Genomic DNA, 21,032 nt, shown 5'->3' on the forward strand with positions numbered 1-21,032 from the left:
TGGAAGCATTCATAATTGCGTTTTTTATATACAAGTCAACTAGTAGAAGATGTAATAGATGTAGATAGTAAAACAAGGGCAAGAATTTTAAAAACTATACCTAAACTTGTGCAGTCCTAGATCTTACTATATACTTGGGAATGAGTATTCCAGCATTTGTATTAGCTAAAATGATTTTTTTTCAAGCTTTTTAATAGTAATTTTATGTATCATTATATATATTTCACAGTGTACAAAACGAATAAAAGTAATAATGCCAGATATAAGAAAAAAAGAATTTATAACGACTGCTTATGCATATGGATTTAGTAGGAAAACAGTAGAGTACAAGTATCTTTTGAAAAATACTTTGAATCCCATAATAACATTTATAGGAAGCTCATTTTCGACGATGTTTTTAGAGTTAATAGTAGTACAGACTGCCCTGGATTCCAATGGATTAGGGTGTTTTTTCTATCCATGGTACATGAGAGACAGTATGATGCTGTATTTGCATGTGTTGTTTTTATGATAGCAATAGCAGCAATTTTCAATTATTTGGTGGATATACTGTATTTTGTTATAGATCCTAGAATTAAATTGCGTCAAAGTAAATGCGAATTAACAATTCTTCGTCACATTAAAAAAATCCTATAGATCTAATGCAAAAAATCGTTCCTTGAACCTACGGTTGAGGTGAAGTAATAATGTTGCAGGACAGTTTAAATAAAGGTCAATAAATCTTGGAGGCTAATTGTTAAAAGACTTAGAAGTTTCAATTTGTCTGAGCGTTTAGCGAGTTGTTGAAACTTCTTAGTATTTTAATAATTAGCCTCTTAGATTTATGGCCTTTATTTAATGCCCTGAAATATTATTATTTCACCTTTAGCGTAGTTCCTGTGCCATTGAATTTGCAGAATCTTTTGCCTTTGTTACATCAGCATCAGGAGCATCTTTTGTAGCATACCAGCCTTTTTGTTTCATTGAATCAAAGATTTTATATTGAGTTTCTTCACAAGTTCTAAAGTTATTTAGTAGTGTTTTTCTTAAATTTTCGCAGGAAGTTTCGGTAATTCCTGTACTGTAGGCTGAAATTGCTTGCTTTTCAGTTGCAAGTAAATCGTGCATCATATCTTTTTCGGACATGTTCATTGTACCGTTCATATAAAAATCCCTCCTAAAAATTAATTACATATAAACGCATTTATTTAGTGAAATTCTTGTATAATTTAATACTAAGAAAACTACATTTTATACAAATAAATTTCGAGTTCATATAAAGTTTGATTCTATTGATGCGAATCAAGATAAGATTTCAACGAATTAAAGTTATCTTTGTGAGTTTGGCAAGCTTCATTGCAAAGGTTCTTTAGCTGACTATCAGTACACATTTGACTATATTGACTGAATTTTTTATTTAATAAAGCTTCATATCCAAGTTGATCCTCAATAACCTTTAAATTATTTGCTTCTATTTGCATATTACTAGTAGCAACCATAGTCTTACCTCCTAAGATTATATTTTGAAATTATTACGATAATATAGTTAGCTTTATGGCACTAAAATATGTATAGTAAAATTTTCAATAAAGCTTTAATTTAAGGCATAAAAAAATTCCTTAATAGGGTTTTATTAAGGAAGCGTTTTAAGGTTATTAAGATAAATTTCATATAAATACGTCTGTATTAAAGTGGGTTAGACGCTGTTTTTAATTTAAATTATGAAACGAGGCTTGCTGTTCCATAAACTACTTTATTATAATCATCAATGTTAGGTAAGTTTTCTACTTTAATATGATTTAGGATATCTTTTCTATCATTGATATATAACAGTTCGGAGAATAAATTATAAAAGAAGGTTGTAGGAACATAGTCTATTCCAGAAAAATCTAGAATTACATTGTTGTTTAAGTTAGCTAGAAGCTCCGATTTTAACAGTATTGCATCCTGACATTGAAATTTATTTCCTATAAGGTTTTTGATGATAATTTTTTTCTCCATAATGAAAATCCCTCCTAAAAATTATATTTTCTATGATTCTATTATATAACAGTTCTGAACGATTGTCAAACTTTTAACAATTAAAATCTTGATTTATTTAAAATAATAGTCTAAAATTGCTATAGATATAAAAATAAAAAATTTGGAGGGGACTTTGTAATGGCTAAAAACTTAAGTCTTGATTTAAAGAATACTAAACCTTACCTTAATGATGAGGAATTAGAGAACCTAAAGCCAATGGTAAAAACTGCTCATGAAATGATTAACAGTAAAACAGGAGCAGGAAATGATTTTTTAGGATGGGTAGATCTTCCTATTAATTATTGTAAAGAAGAATTTAGTAGAATAAAAAAGTCAGCAGAAAAAATAAAAAGTGATTCTGATGTTCTTGTAGTTATAGGAATTGGTGGATCATATCTTGGAGCAAGAGCTGCTATAGAAATGCTTTCTCATACATTCAGTGCAAATATTTCAAAAGAAAATAGAAAAGCACCACAAATACTATTCTGCGGAAATAATATAAGTTCCACTTATCTTGCAGATATGTTAGAGGCTATAGAAGGAAAAGATATATCTGTTAATGTAATATCAAAGTCTGGTACAACAACAGAGCCAGCTATTGCTTTTAGAATATTTAGAGAGCTTCTTGAGAAAAAATACGGTGTTGAAGAAGCTAGAAAGAGAATATATGCAACAACAGATGCTAAAAAAGGAGCACTTAAAACTTTAGCTGATGCTGAAGGATATGAGTCTTTTGTTGTTCCTGATGATATTGGAGGAAGATATTCCGTTTTAACAGCAGTTGGTTTACTTCCTATAGCAGCAGCTGGAATAGACATAGATGAAATGATGAAGGGTGCAGCAGATGCAAGAGAAGCATATAAAGATGAAGATCTTGATAAAAATGATGCTTACAAATATGCAGCAGCTAGAAATGCATTATACAGACAGGGAAAATCAATAGAGATGATAACTAACTTTGAACCTTCACTTCATTACTTTGGAGAATGGTGGAAACAATTATTTGGAGAAAGTGAAGGAAAGGATAACAAAGGATTATTCCCAGCAGCAGGGGATTTCTCTACTGATTTACATTCTATGGGTCAATACATACAGCAAGGAAGAAGAGATCTTATAGAAACATTTATAAATGTTGAAAATCCTAGAAAAGAAATAACTATAGGCGAGGATAAAGAAAATCTTGATGGTCTTAATTTTGTAGCTGGTAAGACTATTGATTTTGTTAATAAACAAGCTTTTAGAGGAACTGTTCTTGCACATAATGATGGTGGAGTTCCAGTTATGGTTGTAAATGTTCCAGAACTTACTGCTTATAATTTTGGATACATGGTATATTTCTTTGAAAAAGCATGTGCTATAAGTGGATATTTATTAGGAGTTAACCCATTTAATCAACCAGGAGTTGAAGCTTACAAGAAAAATATGTTTGCTCTTCTTGGAAAACCAGGTTACGAGGATATGGCAGAAGAATTAAAGAAAAAGCTTTTATAATATGGAGAATTTTACAGTTAAGGGGTTTCACTTAAAAGAAAGGTGAAACCCCTTAACTATTAATTGTATAATATGTTTATGCTCAGGCCTTCAACTTTATAATTGTTTGATATATTTTTTATAGTTGATTTTCCTACAGAATGTTTGTCTACGCATACATTCCAGCTTCCCCATGGTATTGGAGTATTAACAGAGTAGTTATTAGCATTATATATTATAATTAAATTATTCCAGATGTCGCCGTTAGGTTTATTTTTTAATATGAAGCCAACAGAATTTTTTGGCATATTGCTTATAAATTCAAGATTACACTTTAGATTATCTGGATTTGTAAACCTAAAGGCAGAATGATTTTTTCGCAGATTAATGAGTTCTTTAATATAGTTTACATAATCTATATGCTTATCTTTTAGTTCCCAATCTATCCAATTTATATTGTCTGGAGAGTTGTAGGTATTGTCTATACCGTTTTTTGTCCTTCCAAATTCTGATCCACAGTTAAGAAAAGGTATACCTTGGCAGGTTAATATTATACCTAGGGAAAGTTTTACCCTTTCCATTAAAGTTTCATCACTGTCATTTGGATTGGAAGCTTTGAGTTTATCGTATAAAGCTGCATTATCATGGCAGGAAACATAGTTTATAGATTGTTCTGGAGAATTAAACGGACCTTTAAGCCAATCAGCATAATTTATGCAGCCAGTAAAGCATAGCTTTATTGAATTTTCAAGATTTTCACCATTAGAAGCAAAACCTTTTGAATTTATGTCAAAAACCGAGCCTTTAATTGAATCTCGTATGATTTCGTTAAAATATCCTATGCATGGAGTTTTAAAAGAATTCTGTATGATGGATCTTTGCTCGTAGGGTAGGTTAGTATTCAGATTCCAGCCTTCGCCGTAAAGCATTATTGGCCTTTTAAATTTGTAAAGTATTTCACGTATTTTGTTCATAGTATCTATATCATGAATTCCCATAAGATCAAATCTGAAACCGTCTATATGGTATTCTTCTACTAAATAAACTACTGAATCAATTATAAATTTTCTCATCATTAGATTTTCTGAAGCTGTGTCATTGCCGCAGCCACTGCCGTTTGAAAATGTACCATCTTCATTTCTTCTTAAATAGTATTCGGGAAATATTTTTTCAAAATTGTTTTCTTTTTCATTCCAAAGATGATTAAAAACTACATCCATATTAACAGATATATTATTTTGGTGCAGAGCATTTATTAGAGCTTTTAATTCTTTTATTCTACATTTAGGGTCATATGGATTTGTGGAATATGAGCCTTCTGGAACATTGTAATTTTGAGGATCATAGCCCCAGTTGTATTCAGAAGGTGCTTCTTCATTTATGCTTTTGTAAGAAAAGTCAAATATGGGCATTATTTGAACATGAGTTATTCCTAATTCTTTTAAATAATCAAGACCTGTAGGAAGATTATTTTTCGTTTTTGTATTTTTTTCGGCTAGGCCTAAATATTTTTTGGAATTTTCTATATTACTGTTTGGATTTGCAGAAATATCTCTTATGCTAATTTCATAAATTATAGAATCCGTAAAGCTATTTATTGAATTTGGAGAGATGTCTTTATCCCAATTTTCAGGATTTGTTTCGGAAATATCTATTATAGCTCCTCTATGACCGTTTATACCCGTTGCTTTTGCGTATGGATCAGTAACTTCATTTGCTTTATTATATAAAACAACATTGTAGGTATAGTAGTAATTTTTCAAGTCGCCTTCTATAGATATACTCCATAAGCCATTTTCTTCATTTAGGTGTATGGAGTGTGATGGTCCATCGTTTAAGGTTATATCTCCATTTTTATATAAAAGAAGTTTTACATTTAAAGCATTTGGAGCCCACAGCTTAAAAGTTGATTTTTGTGGCGTATAGTCAACTCCAAGCTTACCATCATAATAGTATCTTGTGTTAAATTCTTTAGATGAAAATAGTTTAAAATAGCAGCATTTTATATTTATTATGTTATTATAGATAATTAAGCAATCCGCCTTTATATTTATTTCATTTTCTAGAGTTATAAAAACCCTATTGTCAGATATGGAGTGCTCGGCTATTTTTATATAATTTATGCCATTAACTATATTAAGCATACAGAAATTTAATTCATCTGGATTGTCTATTTTAAATTCGATCTTGTTAAAATTTGTAACTACTGGGCTGAAGATTTTCATTGTTTCCCTCCTAAGCTAAATGAGCTTGTCATTTTTAAAAATTTATTTTGTATATGCAGGGGTAACTTTATTTATATAATATAAAAAATCAAAAAAAATGTAAACAACAATCTTGTTACAAAATATGGTAATATAGTATAATAAAGTTAATAAGTTCTTAGGAGATGAAAAAATATGGAGGAATTTGAAATAGTGTTTGATAAAGAAAGCCCGCAGCAAAAAAATGAAAAGATAAATATAAGTATAGGAAATTGTATAAATAAAAATTTATTATATAAATTCTTGGTAGGACATAACGGAAAGTGGAATATACTTAAAGATTTTTCGGATGAACTATTTGCAGTATGGTCTCCGAAGAAAGAAGGCATTTACACTATAATGATTCAAGCATTAGAAGAAAATGACACGAAACCGTTTAGCTATGTGAATAAAGCAGATTATGTAATAGGAAGTTCTAAAAATGAAAAAGTAGAAATTAAAAATTTCAAATGTCTTACCACTGAACTTTACACGGGTAATGAGATTATTTTTAAAGTAGATGCAGTTAATAGTGATAATAAGACGCTATTATACAAGTTTGTTAAAATAGATTCTAAAGGGAAAAGTGAGTGTATTCAGGATTATTCAAGTAAACGAATTGTAAGTTATATAGAAAAAGGATATGGAGATTTTAAGCTTTTATGCATGGTTAAGGATATGTATTCTAAAAATGAATTTGATGATAGAGCGGTGATTTTGTATAATGTAAAAAAATATAGAGAAATAAAAATAATTGATTTTACTGCTGATGTTACTTCACCTCAGCTTGTTGGCAGTATTATTAATTTGAAAGCTGTAGTTACTGGAGGGAAAAATATACTTTATAGATATGTAATCGATGGTAATTTAAGTGAGGATAGTGGTTATAGTGAAAACAAAAGTTACGTATGGAAACCTAAAAGGACAGGTATATACAATGTAAAGCTTATGGTAAAAGATAAAAGCTTTGAAGGAATTTTTGAGACTTTAAAAGAGTTTAAATTTGCTATAGAAGAGGTTAAGAAAAAGCCGGTTAAGATAGTTAAAATAGATAAGAACAAAGAAGGAATATTGCTTAAAGGTGAAACTATTAATATCAAAGTTGAGGCTAAAGGAGGAATAGATTTAAGATATAGTTTTACAGTTAAAAAAGAGAACCAAATAATAGAATCAATAGATTATGGTATTTGTAACTGGACTAATTTTACACCTACAGCTTCAGGAAAATATAAGATTGAAATTAAAGTTAAGGATAAATATTGTGATAAAGATTTTGAATGCTTTTCAGAGGTAGATATAGAAGTTATGGATTATATACCGGCTAAAATTGAGTGTATAATTCCTCCTCGTAAAGACTACTATGTTGTTGGAGAAAAAATTCAATTGGAAGTAGTAACTTTAAATACAAAAGAAAATTTAGTTAAGTTTGTTATTAGTAAGAACGAGACTAAATTAGAAGAAACAAATTTTGAGTTTTCTAAAAAATATGAAATAGTGCCAAAGTGTGAGGGAAACTATAAAGTTCAAATATATGCTGTAAATAAAAATAGTTCTAAGAAATTTGATTGCTGTGAATCTATTGATTTTAATGTGGTAGATGCACAACCGGTAAATGGACTTATGGTAAAATGTGATAGAGAATTTCCTGTAATAAATGAGGCAGTTACATTAAATGCTAGCTGCAGAAGTGGAAAAGAAATTGTATATCAATTTTATATTATGAAGGATGGAGAATGGAATATAGTTCAAAAGTACAGTAAAAAAAGCTTTTATTCATTTATACCAAGTGAAAAAGGCATTTATAGGGCTCTTATTCTATGCAAAAACCAGTTCAATCGTGAAAAACAATATGAAGATTATTCTGTTTTTGAGATAAACGTATAAAGTTTTGTTTGACTGTTGGCGAAAATAAAGATATAGTTTATTTGAGAAATTAATGTGAGGTAGGTGAATAATGTGCCTGTAAGTGATAGCTCTAATTTGAGTAGTATACAAAAATATATTGAATTTAATATGATGCAGCAAATGCTTAAATCTGGAATGTCTGATGATGATTCATCTTCATCACAGGGATTTGAGATGGCACTTGAAAGTTTACTTAATGCATCAGCTGAAGGAAATGGTTCTTTTGATTTAAGCAATCTTTTTGGAACTAGTGATTTAAGTAAACTTGGATATGGACAAGGCATGCTGATGAATAATACTTTAGATTATATACAAAATGAAGTTAAATCTGGTAATACTTCTATAGATAAAGCTGTAGAAGATGCAGCAAAAAAATATGGCGTTGATAAAAAACTTATAATGTCTGTTATAAAGCAAGAATCGGATTTTGATCCAAATTCAACTTCAGGCGTTGGAGCAGAAGGGCTTATGCAGCTTATGCCATCTACTGCGAGAGAACTTGGTGTGACTAATGCTTATGATATTGAGCAAAATGTAGATGGAGGAACAAAGTATCTAAAGGAACTTCTTGATATGTTTGGAAATACTAAACTTGCTGTTGCAGCATATAATGCTGGTCCCAATGCTGTTAAAAACAGCGGCGGAAATATAAACGGTCTTCCAAGTGAAACAAGAAATTATGTTACTAAGGTGCTTGGATACTATAATACATAAATAATGCGAAGTAATAATATTTTGTCGCATTGTGCACTATGAATTGATTTGGTTTTTATTTTTTTAAGTTATGAAGTTAGATTTAAGTATAATAATTAGTATCCTGTAAAATATAAATAGTGTGTATTTTACAGGATGTTTTTATGTTGAAAGGAAATAAAGTATGGAAAGATTGGATAAGGTTTTAGCTAACTCAGGTTATGGGTCAAGGAAAGATGTTAAAAAGATAATAAAAGGCGGAAAGGTTGAAATTGATGGTAAGGTTGTAAAGGACAGTAATTACCAGCTTGATCCTATTAAAAGTGCAATAAAAGTTAGTGGTGAGGAAATAATATACAAGAAGTATATATATTTAATGATGAATAAGCCAGATGGTGTAATATCGGCAACCTTTGATGATTATGATAAGACAGTTATTGATATTCTTGAAGATAACCATAAGGTTTTTGAACCATTTCCTGTTGGAAGATTGGATAAGGATACAGTTGGATTGCTTCTGCTTACAAATGATGGAGAATTAAATCATAGGTTAATATCACCTAAATGGCATGTAGATAAAATTTATTATGCTAAAATAAATTCTAATATAGATAAAGATGATGTTGAAGAGTTTAAGGATGGAATTATTCTTGATGATGGTTATAAATGTATGCCAGCTAAATTAGAAATATTAGAAGCTGGCGAAAATGAATCAAAAGTTAAAGTTACAATACAAGAAGGAAAATATCATCAAGTTAAAAGGATGTTTGAAAGTCTCGGTAAAAAGGTGATTTACCTTAAAAGATTGAGTTTTGGTGGACTTGATTTAGACAAAAATCTTGGAGAAGGGGAATATAGGGAGCTTACAGCTTCTGAACTTGAACGACTAAGAGGCCTTTGCAAAATATGTTAATGAATTATGAAGGAATTGTATTCATATTAATAAAATATTTACAATAAAATTTTCATACTACTATTGCTTTTTGTTTATTTGTTTACTATAATATTAGACGAAAGATAAATAACAAGGAATGAATAGCCCCCTTTTTATTTATTATGAACAGCCCCGCCCCAAGGGCTGTTTTTATTTTTTGTATAATAAAATATGAAAAAGTTTACATAAGATGGATATAGAATTTGTTATGAATATAAAAAATTATCAGAAAATAAAAATGCAATATTTATTTCATTAGCATGGATAAATATTTTGTGGAAATATGAGTTGTAAAATGGTAAAATATTATCTATAGGTTGAAAGAGGTGGTTTTTATGGCTGATTACAATTCAAGATTGAAAAGTGAATCTATGGATTTTTTATGTGATGCAATACTAATTCTTCAAAATAGGGATGAGTGCTATAGATTTTTTGAAGATATTTTTACAATAAATGAGATAAAGACAATCGAGCAAAGACTTCAAGTTGCAAAAATGCTTAAAGAGAAAAAAACTTATACAGACATTGCTTCAATTACAGGGGCGAGTACTGCCACTATAAGTAGAGTTAATAGATGCATTAATTATGGAGCTGATGGGTATAATATAATTTTAGATAGGCTTAATGAAAAGTAAAATATTAAACTAAATGCTTTGTAAAATTACTGCTTATGGTTTATAATAGTTTAAGTAAAAATTGTCAGTATAAGAAATTAAACTTATGCTGATTTTTTTGTTTTGAATGATTAAATTTGGAGATAAAATGTTATAATATTTAATAGTTTATAGATATTTAATTAGGTTGAGCTGTTAAGCCTTAAAACTCAAGGAGTGAAATTTTATGGATTTAAAAAAATTGCTTAATAAGGAACAATATGAAGCAGCTACTACAATAGATGGACCTCTTCTTATACTTGCAGGAGCGGGAAGTGGAAAAACTAGAGTACTTACATATAGAATTGCATATATGCTTGATGAGCTTGATATTTATTCTTCGCAAATTCTTGCTATAACCTTTACAAACAAAGCAGCTGCTGAAATGAAGGAAAGGGTAAAGGCCCTAATCGGAAGTGAAAAGGTAAGTAATATGTGGATAGCAACCTTTCATTCATGCTGTGTAAGAATTTTGAGAAGAGAAATTGATAAGATAGGATATAGCAGAAATTTTACAATATATGATAGTGATGATCAAAAAGTGCTAATAAGGCAGTGTATAAAAGAAATAGGTATAAATGAAAAAGATATAACAGACAAAGAAATAATATCAAAAATAAGTTCTGCTAAAGATAAACTTATAAATCCTCAGCAATATAAAAATGAAAACAGTGGTAATTATAAGCTCAATAAAATAGCAGATGTATATATTTTGTACCAGAAAAAATTAAAAGAAAATAATGCTCTTGACTTTGATGATCTTATTTTTAAAACTGTAGAGTTATTTAAAAGAGAACCAGAGGTGCTTAAGTTCTATCAGAGAAAATTCAAGTATATAATGATAGATGAATATCAAGATACAAATAAGTGCCAATATGAATTTGCAAGACTGCTTGCCTCAGAAAGCAAAAATATATGTGTAGTTGGAGATGATGACCAATGCATATATGGCTGGAGAGGAGCAGATATAAGAAATATACTCGATTTTGAAAGAGAATATAAAAATGCAAAGGTTGTAAAGCTTGAAGAAAATTATAGATCAAAGGGAAATATACTAAAAGCTGCTAATGAGATAATTCAAAATAATCCTCATGAACATATGAAAATGCTTAGGACAAGAAGTGACGATGGCGGCAAAATAAAGGTTTTGAGAGCAGACTCGGATATTGCAGAAGCAGAATTTGTAGCAAGTGAAATATCTAAGACTAAGGATGATGAAAAAAGAAAATATAAGGACTTTGCTATTTTGTATAGAACTAATGCACAATCACGTTTGTTTGAAGATGTATTCATAAAAAGAAATATACCATATAGAATTATAGGAGGGCTAAAGTTTTATGATAGAAAAGAAATAAGAGATATAATGGCATATCTTAAGATAATAAATAATCCTCTAGATAACATAAGTCTTAAAAGAATAATAAATGTTCCTAAAAGAAGTATAGGGGCAACAACGGTAGCGAAAGTTGAAAATTTTGCTGCTGAAATTGAGGAGTGCTTATATAATGCTATATTAGATGTAAATAATATTCCTGGTTTGTCATCTAGAACAGCAACTTCAATAAGTAAATTTGTTAGCATATTAAATAGCTTTATAAGACGAAAAGATGAAATTTCAATATCCATTTTGATAAAGGAAATACTTGAACAAACAGGCTATATGGATGAGCTTAAAAAGTCAGATGATGTTCAGGATAGAGCTAGAATAGAAAATCTTCAAGAGTTAGTTAACGCCGCAGTTGACTTTGAAAATACATCAGATGATAAAACTCTTTCAGCTTTTCTTGAAAAGACTTCTTTAGTAGCAGATGTAGATAATTATGATGAGGATGCGGATACAGTTGTTCTTATGACAGTTCATAGTGCAAAGGGACTTGAATTTCCTGTTGTATTTATGGTCGGAATGGAAAATGGTATATTTCCTGGAGGTCCAGCGTTTACTAATTCCTATGAGATGGAAGAGTCAAGAAGACTTGCTTATGTTGGCGTCACAAGGGCGAAAGAAAAGCTCTATATGACTTCGGCAAGAATAAGAAGAGTATTTGGAAGAACAGAAGCCTTTACGGAATCAGATTTTTTAAATGAAATAGATGACAATCTAAAAGAAACCTTTAATTTAAGGAATGACTTTAGCAGAGATACAAAGCAGGGCTTTACTAAAAGCAGCAGCTGGAATTTGAACTCTGTCCCAAAGGAAGTTCCACCAAAAAACATTCAATTTAATAGCTCAAGGAGTGAAAGAGGATTAGAAAATATAAAAGACAATGAACCTGCAATTTTACTTGAAAAAGATATATCAAAGGGTACTAAAGTAAAACACTCCAAATTTGGGAAAGGTACTATAATAACTATAAATAAAATAGATGGTCATGTAAATTTAACAATTGCTTTTGAAAATATGGGAATTAAAAATTTAAGACTTGATATGGCACCACTTGAACTTTTATAAAATGAGGTGTAGTTATGGACAAAAAAGAGGATAAAATTTTGAAAATGGAGAAGCTTATTGAGGAGCTAAATAAATATTCATACAGCTATTATGTGCTTGATAATCCTGTGGTTTCAGATAAAGAATATGATATAAAGTATGATGAACTTAAAAAATTAGAGGCAGAAACAGGAATTGTATATCCATATTCTCCGACAATGAGGGTTGGAGATGTGGTTCTTCCTCAGTTTGAAAAGTATACACATAGAGCAAAGCTTTTTAGTCTTGATAAAGCTCAAAGCTTTGAAGAACTTATTGAATGGCATAATAGGAATGTAAAAGCTGTAAATGAGTATAACTTAAATCATGCAGATAAGCTTCCACCACTTAAATATGTGCTTACAAAAAAATTTGATGGACTTACTATAAATTGTACATATGATGAAAATGGAATACTTATAAAAGCTGCAACTAGAGGTACTGGAGTTACAGGAGAGGATATAACATCTCAAGCGAAAACAATAAAAACTATTCCTTTAAAGATAGATAATGATGCTGTAATAGAAGTACATGGTGAAGCCATAATGACTAAAGAAGCTTTTGAAGCTTATAATAGTAAATCAGAAATTCCGCTGAAAAACCTCAGAAATGGCGCTGCAGGAGCTCTTAGAAATTTAAATGTTAAAGAAACTGCAAAAAGAAATTTATCTGCATTTTTTTATGATGTTGGATATAATGAAGGAACTCAGTTTAAAACTTATATTGAAATGATGAATTTTATAAAAGAAAAAGGTTTTCCTGTTGATGAATATATAAAGAGTTGTACAAACATTGATGAAATAAAAAAAGAAATAGAATATGTAGGAAATATAAGAAAAACGTTAAATTATGATATTGATGGTGTTGTAATAGTAATAGATGACTTTAAAACAAGAGAATATCTTGGATATACAATAAAATTTCCGAAGTGGGCAATAGCATATAAATTTGAGGCAGAAGAAGCTACAACAAAGCTTATAGATGTTGAGTGGAATGTTGGAAGAAGTGGAAGAGTTACTCCAACCGCTTTGCTGGAGCCAGTTGATATTGCTGGAGTAGTTGTAAAAAGGGCTACTTTAAATAATATGGATGATATAAAGAGAAAGGGCGTTAAAATTGGTTCAAGGGTTTTTATAAGAAGATCCAATGATGTTATACCGGAAATAATGGGCACTTCAGATGATGAAAATGTTAAAACTGTTGAAATAGAGCCACCAATAGTATGCCCCTCTTGTGGAAGTGAACTTGTAAGGGAAGGCGTTCATTTTTTCTGTGAAAATACATTGTCCTGTAAACCTCAAATGGTAAAAAGTATAGTTCACTTTGGCAGTAGAGAAGCTATGAATATTGAAGGATTTAGTGAAAAAACGGCAGAGCAGCTATTTGAAAAGCTTGATATTAAAAGTATTTCTGATTTATTTAGAATAAAAAAAGAAGATTTGCTCAAACTAGATAAGTTCGCTGAGAAAAAAGCTGCAAATTTAATTGAAGCTATTGAAAAAAGTAAAAATTGTGATTTATCATCTTTTATTTATTCGCTTAGTATACCTAATGTTGGCAAAAAAACTGCAAATGATCTTGTTAAAAAATTTAAAAATTTCGATAACATACAAAAAGCAACTTATGATGAATTAATTTCTGTTCAAGATATAGGTGATATTGTTGCAAAAAGTATAGTGGAATTTTTTAAACAGGAGAAAATAGTAAAAAGTATAGAAGAACTTTTTTCATTAGGCGTATGTCCAACATACCAAGAGAGTGAAGTCACGAACAATCCTCTTACAGGTAAAACTGTAGTTGCAACAGGAACACTTAAAAACTATTCCAGAACTGAAATAAAGGAAAAGCTTGAAAGTTTTGGTGCAAATGTTGCGGGAAGTGTCAGTAAAAAAACAGATTATGTCATTGCAGGTGAAAATGCTGGCTCTAAATATGATAAGGCTTTAAAACTAGGCATAAAAATACTTAATGAAGATGAATTTGAAGAATTAGTAAAAAGTTTACAAAATTAAAGTTGAAGAGGTTATTTACAAAGGTGAAAAAATAATATATTATATTTAATAGGAATTTTTAGGGAGGAAGTATTATGTTAAAAAAGACTGTAGGGTTTTTAAGCTGGACTTTAGTCGTAGTTACAACAGCTTGTCTTATATTTACTTTGCTTACTACATATCAATTTATTTCAATACAATACTTCGGTAACTACAAAATATTTGATATATTTATGACTTTTACTATGATTGTTTGGGCAGTTAATTTTTTTGATAATAGTGACAAATCTAGAAGCCTTTTTTATTCTGGTGGATGTGCATTTATAGCACTTGGCACTATGTTTTTCATGTATATGGGAGTATTTTGAAAAAGAGCTTTTTAAAAGCTCTTTTAATTTTTAAATCTTGCTAGATTTTATAAAATAATATATGGTCGTAGATATATGAATATTGATTATATAATCGATGTTTGCGTAAAATATAGAAGAGAAATAGTATCAAGACCTGACATTAGAAGATTATAAGAAATTAATATGGTTCCTCTAAAGGAACCATATTAAGCATTTAAATTATCTTCATCTTTTGCAAACATTTTAGAAACATTATTATTTTTAATTGGCTCAGTGGAATCATAAGTGTCATTACTATTTATGTTTTCATCTGAGTCATTACTTTTTTTTGAGTTATAGGATATGATTTGTATTAATTTTTCCATTAAATAATTTTTGTATCTGAACTGACCAAGTAGTTGATTTAGTATAATGAAACTCCATATGCCTATAAAACAAAAAATAAGCATGGTTAAAAGGCCAACTATTTCCACACAAATAGTCATTGGTTATTACCTCCGTTTTAGTTCAAGCTTTATGGATTAAATTTATTTAATATAAAATAAAAAATTCATATTATATAAGCTTAAGGCTTAAATAGCATTATTAGTATTATTATATCATAAATTGCATCACAATATTATAGTTTAAAATAAATAACACAAAAATGTTTATTTCATGATATTGTTGTAAATAATAAACAAATAAGGATATTATACTAAATTTTTAGAAAGAGTTTTGAGATATGAATAAATTATATAAAGTTATTATTAATACAATAATTATATGTCTGATGTTTACAGGATGTGTTGAAAAGAAAACCAAAGAGTTTCAAACTTCAGTTAAAAATAATTCCATTACTTATGCTATTGGAACAGTTCCAGAAAGTCTTACTGCTTCTCAAGATAGGAATGTTAAGACAAATGAATTTCTTAAAGCTCTTTTTTCGGGGCTTGTATATGAGGATGATAAGACAATGGAAATTAAGCCAGGGCTTGCTGAAAGGTGGGAAGTGTCTAAGGACAAAATGCAGTATACCTTTCACATAAGAGATAATGCAATGTGGAGTGATGGACAAAAGATAACTGCACAGGACTTTTATGTCTTTTTCAAAGAAATGCTATCACCACAAACTAATAATGTTAATGTATATGATCTTAGATATATATACGGGGAAGAAGCTTATAATTCGGGTAAAACCTCATTTGATAAAGTTGCTATTAATGCAATAGATGATAATACTTTGATAATAAGACTTAATAGCCCATGTGATTATTTTTTAAGCATTTTATCTGAACCCCAATTTTTTCTTAGAGAAATTAATAGAAATACGGATAAATGGCAGGAGAATTATTTAAAAATAAAATATAGTGGCCCATTTAGAATTACATATGTTTCTCAGGGATTAATAACACTTAAAAAGAATAGTAACTATTTTATGAAGGACAGTGTTAAGAGTAATGAGTTAAAGCTTAAATTTTATAATGATGGTGAAAATGCAAGTGCATATTCCGTTACGGATTTTGATTCAAACAGCATAGATATATTTTCTAATCCTCCAACTACTGAAATAAATAGATTAAAACAGAGCAATCATGTTAAAAACTTTAGTACTTTAAGCATATATGCACTTTCTTTTAACATGAATAAGGTATCTGATATTAATTTTAGGAAGGCAATAAATTTATTAACTAGCAGAAACAAACTAGTTCAAAATATGCCAAAAGAAACTATTTCTCCAATATATAATTTTGTTCCTTCAAGTATAAGGCAAAATTATATAGGAGCAAATATGTTTAAGGATGCGGTTCCGTTAGAAGGGTTTGAGGACCTTAAAAAGAGTGGATATGACAGCGATAATAAGATTTTACTTGTATACGAAGAAGGAACCTTTAACAGAAAAATTTGTGAAAACTATATTGATTCTATAAACAAAAATATTCAAACTGTAGATAAGAACAAAAAAATAAACTTTGAATTAAAAGGATATAATAAAAGCAATCTTTGTAAGATTTTAAAAAATGGAGATTACGATATGTTTTTAGGAGAATACAATATTTCTTTTAATAATCCAATGAGTTTTCTAGAAATGTTTTCTTCAAAATCACCATTTAATTTAAATAAATATAGCAGTGTTGTTTATGATAATCTTATTTATAGTATGATTAATTCAAATAATGCAAATAAAAGTAGTGAATATTACTATAAGGCAATAAAGCAATTGGTTGATGATTTGCCAGTTATTCCTATGTGTATTAAAAATAATATAGTTTGTATGAGTCCAATTATAAGTGAACTTAATCAGAATCCATATGGAGAGATAATCATTTCATCAATAAAATAGGAAGTAAATTCATGTATCAAGTTGTTTATCCATAGATGGTACATGAATTTAAAGTTATAAATTTATAATTAATTTTAAAAATCGAAATAATGCTTAAAGCAATATATAATTATAAAAAATATAAACATATTATTATCGCTATAAAAGCATTGTTTTGTATCACTAAAAGTTCTTTTCTTTTTGTTAAAGCTAACCTTTTTAAAAAGTACAGGTGCAATTTGAGCTACTTCAGGTGTTGGCATTGACGACATTTTAAAGTTTGTTTCATCAATTAAATCGTCTGCTTTTAAAGAAAAGTTTTTGTAACGTTCGGGATCGTCTAAACTAGGCACAGCAGGCCATGAAGCTATGATACCGGATTCTATTAGTTGATGCTTAAATACATCTTCAATTATTGAATCATATGGTTTGGAATCTTCACATAAGTCACATATGAGTATGGAATTTATGATATATAGAATTATTTCTGTTGAATAGAAATTACATTCCTTTTTTTCATCTTGCTTAAAAAACATTCCATACTCAGGAATAAACAAATCTTGAAGCATTGAGTACATTTTCAAGGCTGTGTCCTTAAATTTTGTAAGCTTTGAGTTTTTATATAACATTATTGCATTTAGGCACAAAAGACATGAATTTGTTATGTTTCCTGAATAATTTATAACGTGATTTTCACAAATAAATTCAAAAAGATCTATTAAAAGTTCATAAGCTTTGATGTCCTTACTATAATCATAAAATATGTTCAAAGCTAAAATTAGCTTGTTCAATTCTTTGGAAGATAAGTTATATAATTCGTCTTTAAAATGCAAAAACATCTTCAGTATATCAAAAGAAAATTTTTTGTATTCTAAAGAGTTTTTTCCTTTATATAAAGTTGAAAACTTATAGTGTGTACACATTAATAAAGCTTGATCTGAGAATTTAAAGTCTTTACTTTTGACATCAAGCATTATTTCAGAGGTGAGTCCATTTGAGATATCTTTTTTGTCTATAAAGACTCCTTCTGGATTTCTTAAGTATGAGGTATAAAAATCAATTTGTTTCTTAGCTATAAAAATATATATTGGATTTAAGTAAAATTTTTTAGGGTATGTTGATTTAAATTTAAGAAAATAGTTAGATAACTCCATTAGAGATAACGTCATATATGCATTAGAAGATATAATTATATTTTTTCTATGGCTGCTGTCATCCCAACTTAACTTTTTATCAAGTGTATATAAGTGGCAGTCTGATTTTTTATAAATACAGAGTAGTGGAGAAAATGATTTAAATGTGTTAATATCATTTAGGAAAATATCTTTTGCTTTTATATCTTTTAATGGAAAGGTTATCCCGCATTTTGAATTAAAAATTATATCTTTTATGGCTTCTTTTGAAAGATGAAATAACTGACTTTTTATATTATCCTTATTTATTGAATTTAATCTAAAAAAAGGGCCTATATACTTCAAAACATACACCGCCTTGATAAAAATAATCCTACTTTATATAATATGATTTAAGCTGTATTTTTGTGATTAAAAATTGAAAATAAATTTAATGCACACACTTTTTAAAGGAGAATTAGTATGGAAATAGGAAAAATTAATTGGAACGATTTAAAATTAATTATAGATAATAATAGAGGAAGCATACGTAATGATGTTGTTGTTAGTGGAGGTATTGGAGAAGACTGCAGTGTAATAAGATATGGAGATTATGATTGTGTAGTTTCTACAGACCCAATAACGGCAGCACAAAAGGGAATAGGCAAATTAGCTGTTAATATAAATTGCAATGATATAGCTTCTGCCGGCGTAGAGGCAGTGGGGATTTTGGTTACTATAATGGTACCCGAGTCAACAAAAATAGATGAAATAAAAAATATAATGTCTGATATAAGCAATGAATGTAAGAAGTTTAATATTCAGATTCTTGGAGGACACACTGAAGTTACAGATGCAGTAAATAGAATAATAGTTTCATGTACAGCCATAGGGAAAGGTGAGAAAAATAAAACTGTACTTACTTCAGGAGCGCAAGTTGGAGATGATGTAATAGTAACAAAAACTTTGGGCATGGAAGGAACTTATATTGCAATAAATGAAAAATTCGACAAATTAAAAAATATACTTTCAAATGATGAATTGAGAGAGGGAAAATCATATGGTGAGGAATTGAGTGTTATAAGAGAGGGAGAAATTGCAGGAAAATTTGGTGTTAATAGCATGCATGATATAACTGAAGGTGGGCTTTTAGGAGCGCTATGGGAAGTGGCAAGTGCATCAAATGTTGGCTTTAAAGTATATAGGGATAAGCTTCCAATAAGTTCTGTCACAAAAAAAGTGGCAAGAGCTTTTGATATAGAAATTTTAAGGTTTATATCATCAGGAAGTATGCTTATATGCTGCAAGAATGGAGAGAGACTTTTGAAAAAATTGCAGGAAAATAATATTAAAGCATTCATAGTTGGAAGGATAACTAATGAAAAAGGTATACTTATAGAAGGTGAAGTTGAAAAGGAAGTCATGCCTCCAGAGTGTGATGAACTATTTAAAATTTATAATTAATGAATTGCTTTTATTGCTAAATTTAACTGGCAGTGTAATTATAAGTAAAGTATAAGTCAAATATTGAATTGGTAATCATATATTAGAGGTGAAAAAATTGAAGAACTTGATAATTGCAAGTAATAATAAAGATAAAATACGGGAGATAAAGGAAATACTTAAAAAATATAAATTGAATATAATGTCTCAAAGTGAAGCAGGAGTGCACATAGAAGTAGAAGAAGATGGTAAAACTTTCATGGAGAATGCGTACAAAAAAGCTTATGAAATATGGAAATTAAAAAAGGATTCTGCAGTTATAGCAGATGATTCTGGACTTATGGTAGATATTCTTGATGGAGCTCCAGGTGTTTACTCTGCAAGGTTTGCAGGTGAACATGGAAATTCAGAAAAAAACAACTCGAAATTACTAAAACTTTTAGAAGATGTACCTTTTGAAAAGCGAAAAGCAAAATTTGTTTGTGCAATTATTCTTGTTGTTAATGATAAGGATATTATAAGGGCGCAGGGAGAGGTTGAAGGCTATATTGCAGAGGAGGCAAGGGGAAAGGATGGCTTTGGTTATGACCCTCTATTTTATGTACCTGAATATGATAAAACCTTTGGTGAAATTACAGCGAGTGAGAAAAATACCATGAGTCATAGAGCAATAGCACTTAAAAAATTGTCAGAAGAAATAAGTAAATTATCTTGGGAGTGATTAAAATGCATATAGCTGTTATGAGTGATACCCATAGAAATAAGCACATGATAGATAAAGCATGTAGTCATATAGAAAATGCTGATGTAGTTATACATTTAGGTGATAATGTAGAAGATATAAATGAAATAAGGAATAAATATAGTGGTGAAATAATAAGTGTTACCGGAAATTGTGATTTTATGACCACAGACCCACTTGAAAGAATAGAAATAATAGGTGGAAAAAAGTTTTTTATTACTCATGGACATGAGTATGGTGTTAAATATAATCTTAATAGATTAAAATATAGAGCAATGGAAGTAAAAGCTGATATAGCTCTCTTTGGGCATACTCATATGCCATTTATAGCTAATGAACTTGGCATATTATTTATAAATCCGGGAAGTGTATCCTTATCTAGAAAAGGTCCTAATAGCATAGCATTTATAGGCATAAATAATGGGAAAATTAGTGCAAGTATAAAGAATATATAAAAAAAATTTAAAAAAGGGGTTGACGAATTTAGCTGTATAGTGTAGAATAATCTCTGTCGTCAGGACGCAGCACAAAAACACAAAGTAATGACGACACAGCAAATTCGCCGGGGTGTGGCGCAGATGGGAGCGCGCGTGGTTTGGGACCATGAGGTCGCAGGTTCAATCCCTGTCACCCCGACCACTACAATAAAATATGCGGGTGTAGCTCAATGGTAGAGCCCTAGCCTTCCAAGCTAGTCACGAGGGTTCGATTCCCTCTACCCGCTCC

General features: G+C 29.5%; 18 protein-coding genes, 2 tRNA genes and 1 pseudogene. 15 read left to right on the plus strand and 6 right to left on the minus strand.

Going from position 1 to position 21,032, the window contains the following annotated elements; translation table 11 throughout:
• Positions 1-187: 187 nt before the first annotated feature.
• A pseudogene (locus tag ACJDT4_RS21755) lies at positions 188-511 on the plus strand (ABC transporter permease subunit); the annotation flags it as partial.
• 353 nt (positions 512-864) lie between these two features.
• Here the strand turns inward: ACJDT4_RS21755 and ACJDT4_RS21760 are convergent.
• The 3 genes from ACJDT4_RS21760 to ACJDT4_RS21770 all read right to left on the minus strand — a co-directional run bounded on the left by ACJDT4_RS21760 (position 865) and on the right by ACJDT4_RS21770 (position 1,980).
• Complete coding sequence (locus tag ACJDT4_RS21760) at positions 865-1,143, minus strand: spore coat protein (RefSeq protein ID WP_406789711.1); 279 nt, start codon at positions 1,141-1,143, stop codon at positions 865-867.
• A 125-nt stretch (positions 1,144-1,268) separates the two neighbouring features.
• Entirely contained in the window at positions 1,269-1,478 is a 210-nt protein-coding gene (locus ACJDT4_RS21765; protein WP_406789712.1) for a hypothetical protein, read from the minus strand.
• 220 nt (positions 1,479-1,698) lie between these two features.
• On the minus strand, positions 1,699-1,980 hold the full coding sequence (locus tag ACJDT4_RS21770; RefSeq protein ID WP_406789713.1) for an STAS-like domain-containing protein: 282 nt from the start codon (positions 1,978-1,980) through the stop codon (positions 1,699-1,701).
• Between the two features lie 159 nt (positions 1,981-2,139).
• Here ACJDT4_RS21770 and ACJDT4_RS21775 point away from each other — a divergent pair, with 159 nt between their 5' ends.
• Positions 2,140-3,492, plus strand: coding sequence for a glucose-6-phosphate isomerase (locus ACJDT4_RS21775; protein ID WP_406789714.1), 1,353 nt, complete (start codon positions 2,140-2,142; stop codon positions 3,490-3,492).
• 59 nt (positions 3,493-3,551) lie between these two features.
• Here ACJDT4_RS21775 and pulA read toward each other — a convergent pair whose 3' ends face one another.
• On the minus strand, positions 3,552-5,696 hold the full coding sequence (gene pulA, locus ACJDT4_RS21780) for a type I pullulanase (RefSeq protein WP_406789715.1): 2,145 nt from the start codon (positions 5,694-5,696) through the stop codon (positions 3,552-3,554).
• 174 nt (positions 5,697-5,870) lie between these two features.
• Between pulA and ACJDT4_RS21785 the strand changes: the two genes are divergently transcribed.
• The 7 genes from ACJDT4_RS21785 to ACJDT4_RS21815 all read left to right on the plus strand — a co-directional run bounded on the left by ACJDT4_RS21785 (position 5,871) and on the right by ACJDT4_RS21815 (position 14,725).
• Positions 5,871-7,598 carry a triple tyrosine motif-containing protein gene (locus ACJDT4_RS21785; RefSeq protein ID WP_406789716.1) on the plus strand — a complete coding sequence of 576 codons (1,728 nt, stop codon included), beginning with the start codon at positions 5,871-5,873 and terminating at the stop codon, positions 7,596-7,598.
• A gap of 72 nt (positions 7,599-7,670) precedes the next feature.
• The gene (locus tag ACJDT4_RS21790) at positions 7,671-8,333 is read left to right on the plus strand and encodes a lytic transglycosylase domain-containing protein (protein WP_406789717.1); all 663 of its coding nucleotides are present in this window, start codon (positions 7,671-7,673) and stop codon (positions 8,331-8,333) included.
• Positions 8,334-8,496: 163 nt separating this feature from the next.
• A complete protein-coding gene (locus ACJDT4_RS21795; RefSeq protein WP_406789718.1) occupies positions 8,497-9,225 on the plus strand; it encodes a pseudouridine synthase in 729 nt (242 codons plus the stop codon).
• Positions 9,226-9,581: 356 nt separating this feature from the next.
• The gene (locus ACJDT4_RS21800) at positions 9,582-9,881 is read left to right on the plus strand and encodes a YerC/YecD family TrpR-related protein (protein WP_406789719.1); all 300 of its coding nucleotides are present in this window, start codon (positions 9,582-9,584) and stop codon (positions 9,879-9,881) included.
• Between the two features lie 205 nt (positions 9,882-10,086).
• The gene (gene pcrA / locus ACJDT4_RS21805) at positions 10,087-12,348 is read left to right on the plus strand and encodes a DNA helicase PcrA (RefSeq protein ID WP_406789721.1); all 2,262 of its coding nucleotides are present in this window, start codon (positions 10,087-10,089) and stop codon (positions 12,346-12,348) included.
• A 14-nt stretch (positions 12,349-12,362) separates the two neighbouring features.
• Positions 12,363-14,378 carry an NAD-dependent DNA ligase LigA gene (gene ligA / locus ACJDT4_RS21810; RefSeq protein ID WP_406789722.1) on the plus strand — a complete coding sequence of 672 codons (2,016 nt, stop codon included), beginning with the start codon at positions 12,363-12,365 and terminating at the stop codon, positions 14,376-14,378.
• 74 nt (positions 14,379-14,452) lie between these two features.
• Positions 14,453-14,725 (plus strand): hypothetical protein, encoded by a 273-nt coding sequence (locus ACJDT4_RS21815; protein ID WP_406789723.1) that lies wholly within the window; start codon positions 14,453-14,455, stop codon positions 14,723-14,725.
• A 188-nt stretch (positions 14,726-14,913) separates the two neighbouring features.
• Here the strand turns inward: ACJDT4_RS21815 and ACJDT4_RS21820 are convergent, their stop codons facing one another.
• The gene (locus tag ACJDT4_RS21820; protein ID WP_406789724.1) at positions 14,914-15,192 is read right to left on the minus strand and encodes a hypothetical protein; all 279 of its coding nucleotides are present in this window, start codon (positions 15,190-15,192) and stop codon (positions 14,914-14,916) included.
• A gap of 239 nt (positions 15,193-15,431) precedes the next feature.
• Here ACJDT4_RS21820 and ACJDT4_RS21825 point away from each other — a divergent pair, with 239 nt between their 5' ends.
• Entirely contained in the window at positions 15,432-17,030 is a 1,599-nt protein-coding gene (locus tag ACJDT4_RS21825; protein WP_406789725.1) for a peptide ABC transporter substrate-binding protein, read from the plus strand.
• A gap of 74 nt (positions 17,031-17,104) precedes the next feature.
• Here the strand turns inward: ACJDT4_RS21825 and ACJDT4_RS21830 are convergent, their stop codons facing one another.
• The gene (locus tag ACJDT4_RS21830) at positions 17,105-18,487 is read right to left on the minus strand and encodes a hypothetical protein (RefSeq protein WP_406789726.1); all 1,383 of its coding nucleotides are present in this window, start codon (positions 18,485-18,487) and stop codon (positions 17,105-17,107) included.
• 117 nt (positions 18,488-18,604) lie between these two features.
• Between ACJDT4_RS21830 and ACJDT4_RS21835 the strand changes: the two genes are divergently transcribed.
• The 5 genes from ACJDT4_RS21835 to ACJDT4_RS21855 all read left to right on the plus strand — a co-directional run bounded on the left by ACJDT4_RS21835 (position 18,605) and on the right by ACJDT4_RS21855 (position 21,030).
• The gene (locus ACJDT4_RS21835; protein WP_406789727.1) at positions 18,605-19,585 is read left to right on the plus strand and encodes an AIR synthase family protein; all 981 of its coding nucleotides are present in this window, start codon (positions 18,605-18,607) and stop codon (positions 19,583-19,585) included.
• 97 nt (positions 19,586-19,682) lie between these two features.
• Positions 19,683-20,285, plus strand: a complete 603-nt coding sequence (locus tag ACJDT4_RS21840; protein ID WP_406789728.1) for an XTP/dITP diphosphatase — start codon at positions 19,683-19,685, stop codon at positions 20,283-20,285.
• A gap of 5 nt (positions 20,286-20,290) precedes the next feature.
• Positions 20,291-20,761, plus strand: a complete 471-nt coding sequence (locus tag ACJDT4_RS21845) for a metallophosphoesterase (RefSeq protein WP_406789729.1) — start codon at positions 20,291-20,293, stop codon at positions 20,759-20,761.
• A gap of 108 nt (positions 20,762-20,869) precedes the next feature.
• A tRNA-Pro gene (locus tag ACJDT4_RS21850) sits at positions 20,870-20,945 on the plus strand.
• A gap of 14 nt (positions 20,946-20,959) precedes the next feature.
• Positions 20,960-21,030 (plus strand) — tRNA-Gly (locus ACJDT4_RS21855).
• Positions 21,031-21,032 lie beyond the last annotated feature (2 nt).

The sequence above is a fragment of the Clostridium neuense genome, from assembly GCF_045310695.1.
Taxonomy (GTDB): domain Bacteria; phylum Bacillota; class Clostridia; order Clostridiales; family Clostridiaceae; genus Clostridium_S; species Clostridium_S neuense.